This is a genomic window from Trichormus sp. NMC-1 (assembly GCF_001858025.1).
Classification (GTDB): Bacteria; Cyanobacteriota; Cyanobacteriia; order Cyanobacteriales; family Nostocaceae; genus Anabaena.
In genome coordinates, this window is the sequence record NZ_LZQD01000001.1 from 1,197,908 (window position 1) to 1,212,439 (window position 14,532).

The following is a 14,532-nucleotide window of genomic DNA, read 5'->3' on the forward strand; positions in this document are numbered from 1 at the left end:
TTATTGCATTGCTACAGGAATTTTCAGTCCTGGTAATTGCATGAATGTGCTTTGAACACAACACAGTCCTACTTCTGGTATTTGGGCAACTTCGCTGTAAAATTGGGCGGCGGTTTCTAAATAAGTCATTGCTGTTTTTGAGAGTAAACTTTATATATATTAATTGATGTATTAATATATACAGCACTTCCCGATGTTATGAGGTACAAGAACCCCACCCCCCTAAGATCAAGCGATGAGGGGGCTAAGATATACCTCATAAGAGCGGAAACCGCTGTAACTGCATACTGGATGAGTTTTTACTGAAAATCGATTAATTCAATTGTCCAAGATATAACCGACATCACGCACGGTTTGCACGATACGTCTTTCGTTATTGGCTTCGAGTTTCAGACATAAGTAGCGAATGTAAACTTCAATAATATTGGCATCGCCGATAAAGCCATAAGCCCAAACTTCTTCTAAAATGCGATCGCACGTAATTATCTGTCGCGGATGGATGAGTAAATATTCCAGTAAATCAAATTCCTGAGTAGTTAACTCAACTAAACGCTGGCCTCGGTAGACTTCCCCTGTGCGCCGATTTAAAATTAAGTCATCAAATTCTAAGATGTCGGCGGTTCCCTCTTGCTGATTGCATCGCAGCTGCGTGCGAACTCTAGCTAATAATTCCTCTATACTGAATGGTTTTATTACGTAATCATTAGCACCCGCATCTAAACCAGGAATGCGATTCTTACGGAGCGCTACGCTATCGCCCACTTCCTCTTGAGGAGTTAACAAAATTATCGGCACTTTATCGTCCGTAATTCGCAAGCGACGACAAATTTCTAACCCCGATGCACCAGGTAGCATCCAATCTAAAATAACTAAATCTGGATGGAACTTCTGTGCTGCCATCAGTGCCGTAAATCCATCGTAAGCGATGCTGACTTGATAGCCTTCGTAATTCAGTTCTAATTCTATAAACCTAGCCAATTTGACTTCATCTTCAACCAGTAAGATGTGCGTCATGATAGATAATATTAATGATTTTAGCAGGGGATAATATTAGGAACACCAAATAAGAACTATTAATAGATGTGTTAGCTAGACACTTAATAGACCTACGTTAGCTTAGTATAAAGCTGAATAGGTAACAAGAGTAAGTTTGTAATTAGCCATAATCAACCTAAGTATGCCCGTGTAAATATTTACGCACTACAGTCCTAACCTAACCTACCCTACGATTTTTGGGTAATTTATTTTTTGGTGTTCCCTAGGGCTGACGCACAGACACAGAGAGTTTTTTGATCAGCAATTAGCCAGATTTGATATTATTCATTTAGTCTCAGATTGTAGCTGAACACCTAAAGGTGCAAGATTTGAGTAAAAGTATCTAGCAAAATCGGCGATATTACATATAATCAAAAAATCAATAGTTTTAAAATCTCTATCAACAGCAGGAAGGCTGCATATTTTGGAGCCAATACTCAAATATGCTTGCAAAATCTTCGGAATTTCTACATTATATGAATCTTCAACCTGTTCAGGCATTTTTATAGAAAATTCTAAATTAGGATGAACCAAAATATTTGGATGCATCCAGTCATGATTCTGAAAATAATTATAAGCACAAGCAGCTTGTTTATGGCATTGTGTTAACAACGATGCACAGCCAAAAAAATACTGATTTTTACTCCAGAGAAGATAGTTAGCTAGTCCTTCCCAAAGCAATAAAAGTGTATGACTATTTCGATATTCTTTAGCTATACAAGCACGTCCAATTTCTACAGAAGCCTGAAGCACAAAATTAGGAATTCCATGAAGATTAAATATGTCAGCAGCATCAAAACCTAAGCCCTTACCAGCCATTGTATAGGTTTGCATTCGATAAGTGCCAATAGTTTTACCAGTTTTCTTAGCAATAAGAATCAAATGATGGCAAACCTCATCGAATTTATCTCGATCCATTTGGGCAGTATTAGAACTAGATAATCCCAATCCTAGTTCTAGATTAAAAACCTCAAAACGCAACCGAAAAATAGATGCTAATTCTTCTTCAGTCACCGCAAGTCGTAGGATATATTTTTCATTTTGCAAAACTGGAAAATCAGGAATATGTAGCGGATAATTGATGTTCTGGTAATACATTTCCATCTGTTTTCCTACTTATATCTGTGAAATATCCTAATAAAATTGAGCTATTAAGTAGGTTAACAGAAAAATTTAAAGGTATGTGAAGAAAAGTAAAATCGCCCAAAGCTCTCTTCCTGTTCCCTGTTCCCTGTTCCCTGTTCCCTTGCCCCAACGACAATTTTTAACGCCCACCTACTTACACAATAAATATTCTTTTCAAAAAGCCCTCGAATATATTCGAGGGCTAAAATAAATTTGCGGTTTCTAACAAACTGCTGTAAGTAAAATTTTTGGGAAAATACATCGCAATCAATTGCGGTGATTATTGCTGTAGCGAACCCTTGTACCTGCCCAAAGTAACTTTTCTCGCAGCGTTTGATAATATGAATTGTTTTCCCGCAAAACAATAAACTTAGCCCGACAATCAGCCATCCGCACATCAACCCGGTGTCCAGGCCAAATCGAAGTAGATAACACCCCATCCATCCACAATTTAGTACTTAAATCGTAATCTCCCAACGGCCAGATACTGACCACCGAACCCGGTGGTAAAATTAGAGGACGACTAGAAAGACTCATCGGACAAATAGGTGTAATAGTAATTGCCTCCATCCCATCATGCATAATTGGTCCACTAGCAGAAACGGTGTAACCAGTGGAACCAGTGGGGGTAGAGACAATTAACCCATCTCCTACATATTGATCAACCACCTCACCATCTATTTCCATTTCTAGAATAGAGGTAATCATGCGATCAGCAGAAGCAGGTTTGACACAAAACTCATTTAAAGCCAGGTAATGTTCACTCACCGGTTCTAAATTCGTTCGATGACCCTCATACACCGCTGCTTGCAACATCATCCGCCGCTGAATAGCATAGCGATCTTCAAACAGCCGATCCCAAACTTGTTCTGGTTCTTGAAACTCATCCACCGATTCAGTTAAAAACCCCAAATGACCACCCACATTCACACCCAGAATAGGGATGCCAGCTGGGGCTAAATGTCTGGCACTGGTGAGAACCGTACCATCACCACCAAGTACCAAAGCTAGATCAATTGGTTGACTTGCAGACGCTAAGAACACTGGATAAGGGTTATCTTTTGGTCCGCTTGGCCCTACCAACACTTGGCACTGACGATCTTCTAGTTGTTTAGCACAGAGTTCTGCCCAGCGTTTACTCTGGGCATCTCGCGCTTTATAAGCAATGATTACCTGCTTGAGTTGCACGCATTATTACCACTTCAGGAGATTGAACTGCTCCATATCGACGGTATCACGATTGCGATAAATAGCCAGCACAATCGCTAAACCAACCGCCGCTTCAGCAGCTGCCACGGTAATCACAAAAACAGTGAAAACCTGACCCTTAATTAATGTTGAGTCGAGAAAGTTGGAAAATGCCATTAAATTCAGATTAACAGCATTCAGCAACAACTCAATTGACATTAGCACTCGCACCGCGTTGCGGCTGGTAATTAAACCATAAATGCCAATACAAAACAAAGCCGCTGCTAGTAATAAAAAGTACTGAAGTTGCATGATTAGTGATTGGTGATTGGTGATTGGTGATTGGTGATTGGTGATTGGTGATTGGTGATTGGTGATTGGTGATTGGTGATTGGTGATTGGTGATTGGTGATTGGTGATTGGTGATTGGTGATTGGTGATTGGTGATTGGTGATTGGTGATTGGTGATTGGTGATTGGTGATTGGTGATTGGTGATTGGTGATTGGTGATTGGTGATTGGTGATTGGTGATTGGTGATTGGTGATTGGTGATTGGTGATTGGTGATTGGTGATTGGTGATTGGTGATTGGTGATTGGTGATTGGTGATTGGTGATTGGTGATTGGTGATTGGTGATTGGTGATTGGTGATTGGTGATTGGTGATTGGTGATTGGGTAATAATTATTTTCAAATTATCTCCCCATCACCCCATCACCCCATCCCCCCATCACCCAGTCCCTATTCCTCAGTACCAGCACTGCTACTGGTTGATACTAGTTCCCTGGGGCGTTCTGGCAAAGTTAAGATAGATTGTTGTAGTTGAGAAGAGCCTAATTCGTCTGGTAAATATTCCCGACGTGCCAAAATAATTGCCCCTACCATTGCCATTAGCAACAAAATAGAAGCCAATTCAAAAGGCAGCAAAAAGTCGGTGAAGAAATGTTCACCAATCAAAACGATGGAACTTTCTCCAGCCACAGGAGAAGTGGTATAAGCCCAGGGAGTTGCCAATACCATCGTACTCAACAAGGCAAATAGTCCTATACTCACCACACCTGTCAATATTTTCCGCAAGCCCGCACTCGGCAAGGGTGAAAAATCCTGTCGTTTGTTCACCAACATAATGGCAAACAAAATCAACACGTTAATTGCACCAACATAAATCAGAATTTGTGCTGCTGCTACAAAATCACCATTTAGCAACAGATACAGTCCTGACATACTGATGAATACACCCCCCAGCAAAAAGGCAGAATAGACAATGTTAGAAAACAGCACTACACCTAGTGCTGCCCCAATCATCATCACAGCCAGTATGCCAAATGAAACAACCTGTACTCCTTCCGCTAGATTCACTGTTTTTGTCCTTAGTCATTGGTCATTGGTCATTGATCATCGGTCATCGGTCTTATTTTGAAAATAGACAAATGACTAATCACATTTATTTTTCTGTTTCTACAAGGTCTTCTGGACGGGAACCAGCACGCGGCGCATCTGCGGGTACACCGTGGGGTTCGAGAACGCCTTTGGGTAAGTAAACCAGTTCGCGCAATGGTGTCACCATTGGATCGTCTGTTACTTTGTAAGGTAGTCGTCCTAATGCTACGCTGTCAAAGTTTAATTCGTGGCGATCATAAGTAGAAAGTTCATATTCTTCTGTCATGGATAAACAGTTAGTTGGGCAGTATTCCACACAGTTACCGCAGAAGATACAAACTCCAAAGTCGATGCTGTAGTGATTGAGCTTTTTCTTCTTGCTGGCTTTGTCAAATTCCCAATCAACTACAGGTAGGTTGATGGGACAAACACGAACACACACTTCGCAGGCAATACACTTGTCAAATTCGTAGTGAATCCTACCGCGAAACCGTTCACCAGGAATCAATTTTTCGTAGGGATACTGTACGGTAATGGGACGACGCTGCATGTGGTCAAAGGTAACAGATAGCCCCTGACCAATGTAACGAGCAGATTGTACTGCTTCTTTGGCGTAATCACCAACTTGTTTCAGGAACTTTAGCATTTTTTGTGTCTCCACTCTTTTCAATTTTGGATCTTGAATTTTGGATTTTAGATTTCAGATTCAATCCCTTCGGGTAATGCCTCCGGCTCCCGTAAGGGATACAGAAGTCACTCATGGGGGAAACCACGCCACTTGCTTCAAGCCGGGAAACCCGTCCAACGCAGTGGCTCCCCAAGACCGCGCTGCTTCACCAAAATCTAAAATCTAAAATTGCTTTAACCGCCAAAGGCAACGGGAAAAGCTAATTTCAGTGCGGCGGTTAATAGAAGATTAACCAAACCGACTGGTAACAGGAACTTCCAGCCTAAATCTAACAATTGGTCAATTCTTACCCGTGGAACTGTCCAGCGGATGAGGATGGCAAGAAACACGAGCAAATAGGCTTTGAGTACGGTCATAGTGATACCTAAAGAGGCAGTCACTACCTGGAGTACAGGGTCTGTTTCACTGACTCCCAGCACACTACCTATGAGGCTGACGGGAATAGGAAAATGCCAACCGCCTAGATACAAAATTGCGACAAGGAGGGAAGAAAGTATCAAGTTAATGTAAGAACCTAGATAAAATAGACCGAACTTCATCCCGGAATATTCAGTCTGATATCCTGCTACTAGTTCTTCTTCCGCTTCGGGTAAGTCAAAGGGTAGGCGTTCGCATTCAGCCAGGGCTGCTATCCAAAAAATGATGAAACCAAGTGGTTGTCGCCAAATATTCCAGCCGAAAATGCCAAAATTAGATTGCTGATTCACGATGTCAACAGTGCTGAGGCTGTTAGACATCATCGCGATCGCTAGTACACTCAGCGCTAAGGGAATTTCATAACTAATTGACTGTGCTGCTGCCCGCAAACCCCCTAAGAGGGCGTATTTATTATTAGATGCGTAGCCAGCCATCAATAATCCAATGGGCTGAATGCTAGATAAAGCAATCCACAAGAAAACCCCCATTCCCACGTTGGTAATGACGATATTTTCCCCAAAGGGAACAATTAGAAATGACAAAAATACCGGAATTACCACAATCACAGGTCCGAGGGTAAACAGCCAGCGGTCTGCTTGGGCTGGGACTATATCTTCTTTAAAGATTAGCTTCAGACCATCCGCTACAGGCACTAGTAACCCAAAAGGCCCTTGATATTCTGGTCCAATCCGTTGTTGTGCAGCAGCAGAAATTTTTCGCTCTAGCCAGGTGGCAACCAGTACTCCCACTGTTGCACCAATCAGCATCAATATCATTGGTAATGGCATCCAAATCGCTTTGGCTGCCCCTGGTGGTATTCCTAAATCCTTGACGGATTGTATAAAAGTTCCTTGGAGGTCAATTCCTGTATTCATGTTTACTACTCTTTACGTCAACTGAAGTCTGTTCGCGTTAGTGTTGCGAAGCAAAGTCTGAAATCAGATTTTTCAATCTTCATACTCTATTCTTCAGCCTTCATCTTTTATCCTTCGAGATGATGTCTGATTGTAGATTTGTTGCCAATTCCCATGTTTAGTATATCCTTGGATGGTTTGAGGCTCCTGAACCAAGATGACAACTTCTACTTATGATTGGGATTGAGATTGGCTAATACTCGGAACTGGGGACTGGGGACGCGGAGATGGGGAGACGCGGGGACGGGGAGACGGGGAGAAATAATCATCTACTGCACCCTGCTAGAAAGCCCCCCTGCACCCTGCCTATTTATTCCCTGTCACCATATGCCTAATGGCAGGCTACCACCAATGCCCAATGCTACAGACAAAACAAATTGGCCGCTTCCAGATGGGCAACGGTTTTTGATTCTGTCTAAATTGTGTGATCTCAAGTCTGGCTAATTGCCTATCAAAAAAACTCTCCACGTCGCTGTGTCACCGTGAGGTTCCTTAATGATAAGTATTTAACCGCACATGATATGCTCTTCCAGTACTATCGGCTGTGATGACAATGCCAATTTCAGATTCTCGATTACAGATGACAGTTATTAATCTGTCCATCTATTGGCATGAATCCAACATCTAAAATCTAAAATTGGTTACTTAGTTAACGTTGGTCGATGGGAAGGTAAGAAACTTCGTGGCGACCGTTGTAAACTTGGGTAGGACGGAAAATCCGGTTTTCTGCGAGTTGTTCTTTCCAATGGGCTAACCAACCAGCCACACGAGCGATCGCAAAAATTGGTGTAAACAAGTCTGTGGGAATTCCCATTTTTCTATACACTAAGCCGGAATAAAAGTCAACATTAGGATAAATCCCTTTGCCACTTAGTTTTTCGGCAACTACCCGTTCCATTTCTTGGGCAATTTCATAATACTTGTCGTAGCCAAACTTCTCGAACAGCTGCTCCGCCAAGTTTTGTAAAATTGTGGCTCTTGGGTCTTTTACCTTGTATACACGATGCCCAAAACCCATAATCTTCGCTTTGCGTTCTAGAAGACCATCTACATAAGGGCGGACATTCTTCACAGAACCAATTTCTTCCAACATCTGAATTACTTCTTCATTCGCGCCACCATGCAGCGGTCCGCCCAGGGTTCCTACTGCACTAGCAACTACGGCATAGGGGTCAGTTAATGTAGAAGCTGTTACCCTAGCACTAAAGGTCGAAGCATTCATTGTATGCTCGACATGAAGTATCAAGCAGATGTCAAAAATTTTCGCTGCTAAAGGATCTGGTTCCTTCTCATTCAGCATATACAAGAAGTTGCCGGAATAGTCCAGATCATCCCGTGGCTTGACAGGGTCATTACCTTGCCGCATCAACTGGAATGCCGCTACCATCGTGGGGATAGTCGCCATTAAGCGGACTACAGCATCTCGAATATAGACTGGATTATGTAAGTCACGACGTGAATAAAATAAACCTAATGCAGCGGCTGAGGCTTGCAGCGCATCCATTGGGTGTCCGCTTTCGGGAAAGCATTTCATCATGTCCCGAATGCGATATTTTAAGCGTCTGTGGTAGCGAATTTCATGCTCAAACGCTTCCAATTCTTGCTTGTTTGGCAATTCACCCCAAATTAAGAGATAAGCAGTTTCTAGGAACGTGCTTTTTTCTGCTAATTCTTCAATCCGAATACCACGATATTCTAGTATTCCCTTTTGCCCATCTACATAACTGATACTCGATTGGGCTGCGGGAATGCCTTCTAAACCAGGCCTGAATTCGCACACCGTCATGGCAACACCATTTGCTTTGTGAAATATCTGATTGTGCAAGGCACACGCTCCGCGAACACGCTAACTTACCAGAGATTGTTTTCACCATAACAGTTGTCGGAACTACGAACCATTCTATGAGAAAGGTCGAAAAACTGTTATGGCAGGTACTTGGGTGGTATCAAGCAGAACATTTGACTACAACCCAGAGGAGATCCCGTTTCTGGTAGTTTTATCCCAATCATACCTGCTTTTTTGAGGACGAGACTGCCTTTGGCTTCTCCCCAAAGCAGAATTTCTGCCCAATTGCTCAAAGAAGGTTCATGTCCCACTAGCACCAACTGGGTTTTATCATCATAATTCCTGGGTTCTAGCCAGTCTGTTAGCCAATTGTTGATGTTACCTTCTGGGGTGAGATGGTCAGATATTTCTAGCTGAGAACTGAGTCCAGCCTCAATGAGTATTTCTGCTGTTTGGTGAGCGCGGACTAGGGGACTGGTGAGGATTAAATCAAAGTGTAAATCTAGTTTTACTAATTGCTGGGCTACTTTTTTGGTTTTTTGTCGTCCTTCTTTGGTGAGTTGGCGTTCTTCATCTTTTAGCCCCGGTTGATGTTCTTCAGCAATACCATGACGGAATAAATATAAGTTCATAATAAGTTCACAGCTATTTTATCGAAGATGACGCGGAGATGGGGTGATGGGGTGATGGGGTGATGGGGAGATGGGGAGATGGGGTGATGGGGGAGATGGGGTGATGGGGTGATGAGGAGAATAACCTTCTAACTTTTGCCTATTCCCTATTCCCTATTCCCTATTCCCTATTCCCTATTCCCTATTCCCTATTCCCTATTCCCTATTCCCTATTCCCTATTCCCTATTCCCTATTCCCTATTCCCTATTCCCTATTCCCTATTCCCTATTCCCTATTCCCTATTCCCTATTCCCTATTCCCTATTCCCTATTCCCTATTCCCTATTCCCTATCACCAATTACCAAGAATGGCTGTATTAATAGTCCAAGCATCTACTAATAACAGCAGGAGGGTAAAACCAAATAAAATTAGATACATCCAAGGTTGTGCTAGAGGACGGACATCTGTAGTATCAATGCCTGTTTTCGTTTGGACAATATTCACCAAACGGGTAAATCCAGCCACGCGCATGGGTAGTAAATAAGCTTTTCCGTCTTGGCTGAGGAAATAATAAACTATACCTCCTTGACCAGTAGTGCGGGGTTTTAACTGTTTAATATCTAACCAAGGTAAAGACCAACCTTTGCGAAAGAAGCGCGGAACCCAAATGGGGTAAGTCACTTGAATTCCCTGGTCATCTACTATCACTCTTTCAGTTAATACCGCATAAAGTCCTACAAAACCGATCATAATTCCTAACCATAATAATTCTGGTGGTGTAGGTGCATCTGTTGCTTGGGCTAAAAAAGGTAAAGGGACTGTGAGTGCTAGATATAGACTCAATAGGGTGATTCTAATCAAGGGAGACAGACGGAAAACAGAAGTTGAGGTTGTGGTCACGGCTAAATCACAGTTCTAGTCAAAAGCTTTTCTTCTTTTTATTTTAACTTTGACTTCTTTTTCTTGTTACCTGTCACCTGTTTAAGGTAAATATTTTTGTACCACAGTCCAGCCAGTTAAAGATACCCAAATAAATCCGGTAAATAAGACGATATTTAACCCAATGTGTAAAGGTCTAGCCCAAGGTTTTCCAGGACTAATTTGAGTTGCACTAAAAGCCGATCCTAAGACTAATGCTACCACTATTAATCCAGCAATTAAGTGTGATGAGTGTCCCAATGAACCAAAGTGTCCCAAAGTGCCAACAATACCAACCGCTAGAAGTAACAGGACTAAGCTAACCATAGTAATGCCGATTATATAGTGGAGCGATAGCACTTCACCACGATTCCACGGCAGTACAACCCCGAAAGGTGATTCTCGGGTAGTTCTCATCCTAAACATCCAAATACCAGTAATGGCTAAAAATAAATATGCCAGCAGCGACAAACCCATAGACCATGCGGCTATTTTCCACAACCAGAGAAAAGAAGGTAGATGCATAAAAGAGTTCAGTTAAGGAAAGTTATAAAAGGCTGTAAAAGAGCATTTGTAAAAATAATTTTTGCTGTTCATAATCTATCACAGAGAACAACTGTGAAAGTCCTTACTATATTAAGTTGACCAATTTCATCTTCATTTCATCTAAGGTTGGCATCTTTGGAGATGAACAGTATTTGGCTATTAATGATGGTTACTTACTCCCCAGAACTAACCCTAAGCACCAGCTTACTAAAATCACCACTATTTCAAACGGTGACAGAAGCATTAGGTAAAGTTCCCATTGTGCGGTTAAATAGAATTCATCCCAGTTGTCAACATCATCATCTCTATTTAAAATTAGAATCTTGTAATCCCGGTGGAAGTATTAAAGAAAAAAATGCCGCTTATCTGGTAAATGAAGCCGAAAAACAAGGTTTATTACAAGCTGGTGGTACAATTGTTGAATCTAGTTCTGGTAACTTTGGCATTGGGTTAGCAATTGTCGGTGCAATCAAAGGTTACAGGGTGATGATTGTAATTGATGCGAAAACTCCTGTAACAATGCGAAGAATGCTCACTGCTTATGGTGCAGAATTGGTAGAAGTGCCTCTCAGTGCGGCTGATGCTCAAGGTTCAATGCAGGTAGCAAGAATGACAAAAGCTCAGGAATTAGCCATAAATATTCCTGGTTCTTGGTATCCTTGTCAACATAAAAATCCTAGTAATACTGATGCCCATGAACTGTGGACGGCGCGGGAAATAGAAGCTGCTTTTGGTGGTGCGCCGGATGCTATAGTTATTGGCGTGAGTACAGCCGGTCAATTGGGTGGTATTAGTCGCTACTTTAAAAAGTATTATCCCCAAACCAGAATTATTGGTGTAGACGTGGCAGGATCAGCTATTTTTGGTACACCCAGACACCCCTATAAGATGACTGGACTGGGTTTATCTTTCGTTCCCCCCAATTTTGACCCGCAAGTGTTAGACGCGGCTTATAGCGTGGATGATGGTTTGGCGTTTTCTGTTTGTCATGCTTTGGCTAAACAGGAAGGTATGCTTTTAGGTGCTTCCACTGGTGCAATTGTGGCCGCAGCTTTAGCAGATGTCCAAAGATTTACTCAGCCTCAAACTATGTTACTACTTAATCCTGACCGGGGCGATCGCTATTTAGAAACAGTTTACAATGCTGATTGGTTAACTGCACAAAATATTCACATTTTGCCAAGTTCTGATCTCATGACAGCTATTTCTCAGCTTTCTCCTGTATCTTTGGATCTTGTTCAGTCGCAGGTTAGTTGTTAAGAAAATGAAATGTATTTGATCACGCAGAGGCGCAGAGAGTAGGAGGTTTATGAAGATGTTTATATTATTTTGGTTTGAAAAAGGATGAAATTAGAAGAATCTCCATCTACAAAAGTGAGTTTAGGGACTTTATGGCGGGAATTTCTGCCTTTATCTCTCAGTGATGTGACTATGGCCTGTGGTGATCCGATGATGACCACTACATTAGCTCATCTTCCTGATGCTCAAATTAACCTGGCGGCTGTAGGTATTGCTAAATCTTTGGCGATATTTTTTGAAAGTCCGATTATTATGATTCTGCACGCTGCTAACGCTTTGGCTGGTTCTCAAGATTCACGCAAAGCATTATGGCGGTTTACTTTATTGGTAGGTGGAGGACTAACTTTTTTATTAAGTTTGTTAGGAATACCGATCATTTTTAATTTTGTGGGTGTGAGTCTGTTGGGGATTCCCTCGGCAATGTTAGCTACAGTTAGTCAAGTATTATTACTAATGGGCGGTTGGCCGTTTGCGATCGCATGGCGGCGTTATTTTCAAGGACTATTAATTTATCATGGTCAGTCCCGCGCTGTTGCTAAAGCTAGTATTTTTAGGTTATTCACATTAGCAGTAGTTCTCACCGCCGGATTTTTATTGCAAATATCCGGGGGTATACTTGCTGGATTTGCCTTGATTAGTGGGGTGATAGTGGAAGCCATCGCTGTAACAATTTTTGCTCGTCGTAGTGGGGCAACTTTACCACCACAAACAGAACAACCTAATTTACCCCGCAATTTAGCACAGGTGTGGAAATTCTATTTACCCCTAGCTAATTCGATGATGGTGGTGTGGGGTGGAAGGGCGATATTAATTAGCATTCTTGCGCGTGCTGAAGATGCTACAATTGCCATTGCTGCTTGGTCTGCGGCTTGGGGACTGGTTTTAGTAATTGCCAATTCTACCCGTATGGTACAGCAAATGGTGATTAAATATCGTCATCAAGTGAGCGATAAGCAACTATTGACTTTTGCTATCAGTGTGGGTGCTGCTTGTTCTAGCGTTCTATTATTGATGAGTTTAACACCGATAGGCGATCGCATAGTTCAAAGTTTTATCGGCAATGATCTTATCCTTGCTAAAAGCATTAAACCAGTGCTTTTAATCTGTACAATTGTCCCATTATTTGTAGCTTTACAAAATGCAACTCAGGGTTTTTTAGTCAGTGAAAATCGCACAGGACACGTCAATCTATCTACTTGGTTAGGAACAGGAACTTTATTAATAATTGCTACTTTTGCTATTAACAAAGGCATGAATGGGGCAATGGCTGCCGCTATAGCCATGATTACGTCTATGTTAGTTGAAGTTACCTGTTTACTTTGGAAACGAGCGGCAAAATCACAGTAAATGTACTGCCGTGATTAATAGAACTTTCTACTTCTAATTTGCCTTTGTGAGTTTGGACAATAGCCAAAGCGATCGCTAAACCTAAACCCGAACCTCCTGTATTTCGAGAACGATCTGCATTGACTCGATAAAAGCGATCAAAAATATGGGGAATATCAGCAGCAGGAATACCAATACCTGTATCTTTGATAGTAATTGTACCTTGATTATCATTGGTTGTCAGATTAATTTTCACTTCCCCACCAACGGGGGTATATTTAATAGCATTACTAACTAAATTTAGCAACATTCGATAAATTTGACTTTCATTACCTTGAATATAAAAATAAGCTTGATCAGGAACATGACTAAATAATAAAACCTCTGCATTCATAGCCAATGGTAACAATTCTTCTTCCACATCTGCAACTAGATCATTTAAACAAATTCGTTGTATTTTTACTTCCTGTAAACCACTTTCCAACCTAGATAATAATAACAAATCTTGGGTTAAAGTGACCAATCTTTTAATTTGTCTCTCAAGTGCTTTTTGAGTTTCTTGGTTAATTGAATTTGTTTCAACAATTGTTTGTAAAGATGTAATAGGAGTGCGTAACTCATGAGCGGCATCAGCCGTAAATTGTTCTAATTTTTGATATGATTTTTTAATAGGGAGCATAGCTAAACCTGCTAACCACCAACCCCCACCACCAATAATAATCATAGCAGTAGGAATACCCAATAATAACAACAAATGTAGACTATTCATATAATCATTTAATCGTTGTATGGATCTGCCAACTTGTAAATATCCCCACAATTGATTATTATTGATTTTTAAAGGCATTAAATGTAAATGATATAGTTCACCATTGCGATTTCTGATATCATAAGAATGATGAAGTTTAATATTATCAGTAAACTCATTAGGATGATGATTAATAGCAGCAATAGCTTCACCTTTGGAATTTAATAACCTAACATAATGACTTTGTAATAATAAACTCATCACTGCTGATTCAGATTTTATTTTTACACAAGATTGTTTTTCAAAACAAATTTCTGGAAAAGATTTTCTAATATTAAGAGGTAAAATTCCTGGAGTTTTTAACTGAGTTTTCAGTTTATCTTCAAATACCTTTCCCAAAACTTCTAATTCTCGATCAAGAGTGCGAGTAAAAGCTTTTACCATGACAATATGAGCGATATAACCACATATTAATAAAGTTGTACCCATAACCCCAGCATAGGTAATAGCTAATTTAAAACGAGAATTATTAAATAGTGAATTATTATTCAT

General features: G+C 41.1%; 17 protein-coding genes and 1 pseudogene. 4 read left to right on the plus strand and 14 right to left on the minus strand.

The features are described 5' to 3' along the window. Nucleotides 1-3 precede the first annotated feature (3 nt). The 9 genes and pseudogenes from A9Y75_RS27305 to nuoH all read right to left on the minus strand — a co-directional run. Nucleotides 4-129, minus strand: a pseudogene (locus A9Y75_RS27305) (SAM-dependent methyltransferase); the annotation flags it as partial. A gap of 189 nt (nucleotides 130-318) precedes the next feature. Then, entirely contained in the window at nucleotides 319-1,014 is a 696-nt protein-coding gene (locus tag A9Y75_RS05410) for a response regulator transcription factor (RefSeq protein ID WP_071188502.1), read from the minus strand. Nucleotides 1,015-1,320: 306 nt separating this feature from the next. Further along, nucleotides 1,321-2,139 carry a GNAT family N-acyltransferase gene (locus A9Y75_RS05415; protein ID WP_071188503.1) on the minus strand — a complete coding sequence of 273 codons (819 nt, stop codon included), beginning with the start codon at nucleotides 2,137-2,139 and terminating at the stop codon, nucleotides 1,321-1,323. 288 nt (nucleotides 2,140-2,427) lie between these two features. Continuing rightward, complete coding sequence (locus A9Y75_RS05420; protein ID WP_071188504.1) at nucleotides 2,428-3,348, minus strand: NAD(+) kinase; 921 nt, start codon at nucleotides 3,346-3,348, stop codon at nucleotides 2,428-2,430. A 6-nt stretch (nucleotides 3,349-3,354) separates the two neighbouring features. After that, nucleotides 3,355-3,660 (minus strand): NADH-quinone oxidoreductase subunit NuoK, encoded by a 306-nt coding sequence (gene nuoK / locus A9Y75_RS05425; protein WP_006199065.1) that lies wholly within the window; start codon nucleotides 3,658-3,660, stop codon nucleotides 3,355-3,357. 2 nt (nucleotides 3,661-3,662) lie between these two features. Further along, the gene (locus tag A9Y75_RS28270; RefSeq protein ID WP_071188505.1) at nucleotides 3,663-4,040 is read right to left on the minus strand and encodes a hypothetical protein; all 378 of its coding nucleotides are present in this window, start codon (nucleotides 4,038-4,040) and stop codon (nucleotides 3,663-3,665) included. Between the two features lie 47 nt (nucleotides 4,041-4,087). Next, nucleotides 4,088-4,705, minus strand: coding sequence for an NADH-quinone oxidoreductase subunit J (locus A9Y75_RS05435; protein ID WP_071188506.1), 618 nt, complete (start codon nucleotides 4,703-4,705; stop codon nucleotides 4,088-4,090). An 85-nt stretch (nucleotides 4,706-4,790) separates the two neighbouring features. Then, nucleotides 4,791-5,372 carry an NAD(P)H-quinone oxidoreductase subunit I gene (gene ndhI / locus A9Y75_RS05440; RefSeq protein ID WP_071188507.1) on the minus strand — a complete coding sequence of 194 codons (582 nt, stop codon included), beginning with the start codon at nucleotides 5,370-5,372 and terminating at the stop codon, nucleotides 4,791-4,793. 215 nt (nucleotides 5,373-5,587) lie between these two features. Continuing rightward, complete coding sequence (nuoH, locus tag A9Y75_RS05445) at nucleotides 5,588-6,706, minus strand: NADH-quinone oxidoreductase subunit NuoH (RefSeq protein WP_071188508.1); 1,119 nt, start codon at nucleotides 6,704-6,706, stop codon at nucleotides 5,588-5,590. A gap of 228 nt (nucleotides 6,707-6,934) precedes the next feature. Here nuoH and A9Y75_RS27310 point away from each other — a divergent pair, with 228 nt between their 5' ends. Continuing rightward, nucleotides 6,935-7,189, plus strand: coding sequence for a hypothetical protein (locus tag A9Y75_RS27310; RefSeq protein WP_143046364.1), 255 nt, complete (start codon nucleotides 6,935-6,937; stop codon nucleotides 7,187-7,189). A gap of 205 nt (nucleotides 7,190-7,394) precedes the next feature. Here the strand turns inward: A9Y75_RS27310 and A9Y75_RS05450 are convergent, their stop codons facing one another. Both A9Y75_RS05450 and sixA read right to left on the minus strand, forming a co-directional pair. Beyond that, complete coding sequence (locus tag A9Y75_RS05450) at nucleotides 7,395-8,531, minus strand: citrate synthase (protein WP_071188509.1); 1,137 nt, start codon at nucleotides 8,529-8,531, stop codon at nucleotides 7,395-7,397. Nucleotides 8,532-8,668: 137 nt separating this feature from the next. Further along, nucleotides 8,669-9,163, minus strand: a complete 495-nt coding sequence (gene sixA, locus A9Y75_RS05455) for a phosphohistidine phosphatase SixA (protein WP_071188510.1) — start codon at nucleotides 9,161-9,163, stop codon at nucleotides 8,669-8,671. Nucleotides 9,164-9,298: 135 nt separating this feature from the next. Here sixA and A9Y75_RS26205 point away from each other — a divergent pair, with 135 nt between their 5' ends. Then, on the plus strand, nucleotides 9,299-9,523 hold the full coding sequence (locus A9Y75_RS26205; protein WP_083389494.1) for a hypothetical protein: 225 nt from the start codon (nucleotides 9,299-9,301) through the stop codon (nucleotides 9,521-9,523). Here A9Y75_RS26205 and A9Y75_RS05460 read toward each other — a convergent pair. Both A9Y75_RS05460 and A9Y75_RS05465 read right to left on the minus strand, forming a co-directional pair. Then, nucleotides 9,495-10,043, minus strand: a complete 549-nt coding sequence (locus A9Y75_RS05460) for a hypothetical protein (RefSeq protein WP_071188511.1) — start codon at nucleotides 10,041-10,043, stop codon at nucleotides 9,495-9,497. The two genes, A9Y75_RS26205 and A9Y75_RS05460, sit on opposite strands and share 29 nt — an antisense overlap. Before the next feature lie 81 nt (nucleotides 10,044-10,124). Continuing rightward, a complete protein-coding gene (locus tag A9Y75_RS05465) occupies nucleotides 10,125-10,586 on the minus strand; it encodes a DUF4079 domain-containing protein (protein WP_071188512.1) in 462 nt (153 codons plus the stop codon). Nucleotides 10,587-10,772: 186 nt separating this feature from the next. Between A9Y75_RS05465 and A9Y75_RS05470 the strand changes: the two genes are divergently transcribed. Continuing rightward, the gene (locus tag A9Y75_RS05470; protein WP_071188513.1) at nucleotides 10,773-11,867 is read left to right on the plus strand and encodes a cysteine synthase family protein; all 1,095 of its coding nucleotides are present in this window, start codon (nucleotides 10,773-10,775) and stop codon (nucleotides 11,865-11,867) included. Between the two features lie 84 nt (nucleotides 11,868-11,951). Continuing rightward, nucleotides 11,952-13,253, plus strand: a complete 1,302-nt coding sequence (locus A9Y75_RS05475; RefSeq protein ID WP_071188514.1) for a hypothetical protein — start codon at nucleotides 11,952-11,954, stop codon at nucleotides 13,251-13,253. On the opposite strand, the gene rppB is transcribed toward A9Y75_RS05475, so the two are convergent. Continuing rightward, complete coding sequence (rppB, locus tag A9Y75_RS05480) at nucleotides 13,213-14,532, minus strand: two-component system sensor histidine kinase RppB (RefSeq protein ID WP_071188833.1); 1,320 nt, start codon at nucleotides 14,530-14,532, stop codon at nucleotides 13,213-13,215. The genes A9Y75_RS05475 and rppB overlap by 41 nt on opposite strands.

Coding starts and splice junctions, on each gene's coding strand:
- A9Y75_RS05450 (WP_071188509.1), bottom strand. CDS start 8,531: ATGACGGTGTGCGAATTCAGGCCTGGTTTAGAAGGCATTCCCGCAGCC.
- A9Y75_RS05465 (WP_071188512.1), bottom strand. CDS start 10,586: ATGCATCTACCTTCTTTTCTCTGGTTGTGGAAAATAGCCGCATGGTCT.
- sixA (WP_071188510.1), bottom strand. CDS start 9,163: ATGAACTTATATTTATTCCGTCATGGTATTGCTGAAGAACATCAACCG.
- ndhI (WP_071188507.1), bottom strand. CDS start 5,372: ATGCTAAAGTTCCTGAAACAAGTTGGTGATTACGCCAAAGAAGCAGTA.
- nuoH (WP_071188508.1), bottom strand. CDS start 6,706: ATGAATACAGGAATTGACCTCCAAGGAACTTTTATACAATCCGTCAAG.
- A9Y75_RS05415 (WP_071188503.1), bottom strand. CDS start 2,139: ATGGAAATGTATTACCAGAACATCAATTATCCGCTACATATTCCTGAT.
- nuoK (WP_006199065.1), bottom strand. CDS start 3,660: ATGCAACTTCAGTACTTTTTATTACTAGCAGCGGCTTTGTTTTGTATT.
- A9Y75_RS05475 (WP_071188514.1), top strand. CDS start 11,952: ATGAAATTAGAAGAATCTCCATCTACAAAAGTGAGTTTAGGGACTTTA.
- A9Y75_RS05410 (WP_071188502.1), bottom strand. CDS start 1,014: ATGACGCACATCTTACTGGTTGAAGATGAAGTCAAATTGGCTAGGTTT.
- rppB (WP_071188833.1), bottom strand. CDS start 14,532: ATGAATAATAATTCACTATTTAATAATTCTCGTTTTAAATTAGCTATT.
- A9Y75_RS05470 (WP_071188513.1), top strand. CDS start 10,773: ATGGTTACTTACTCCCCAGAACTAACCCTAAGCACCAGCTTACTAAAA.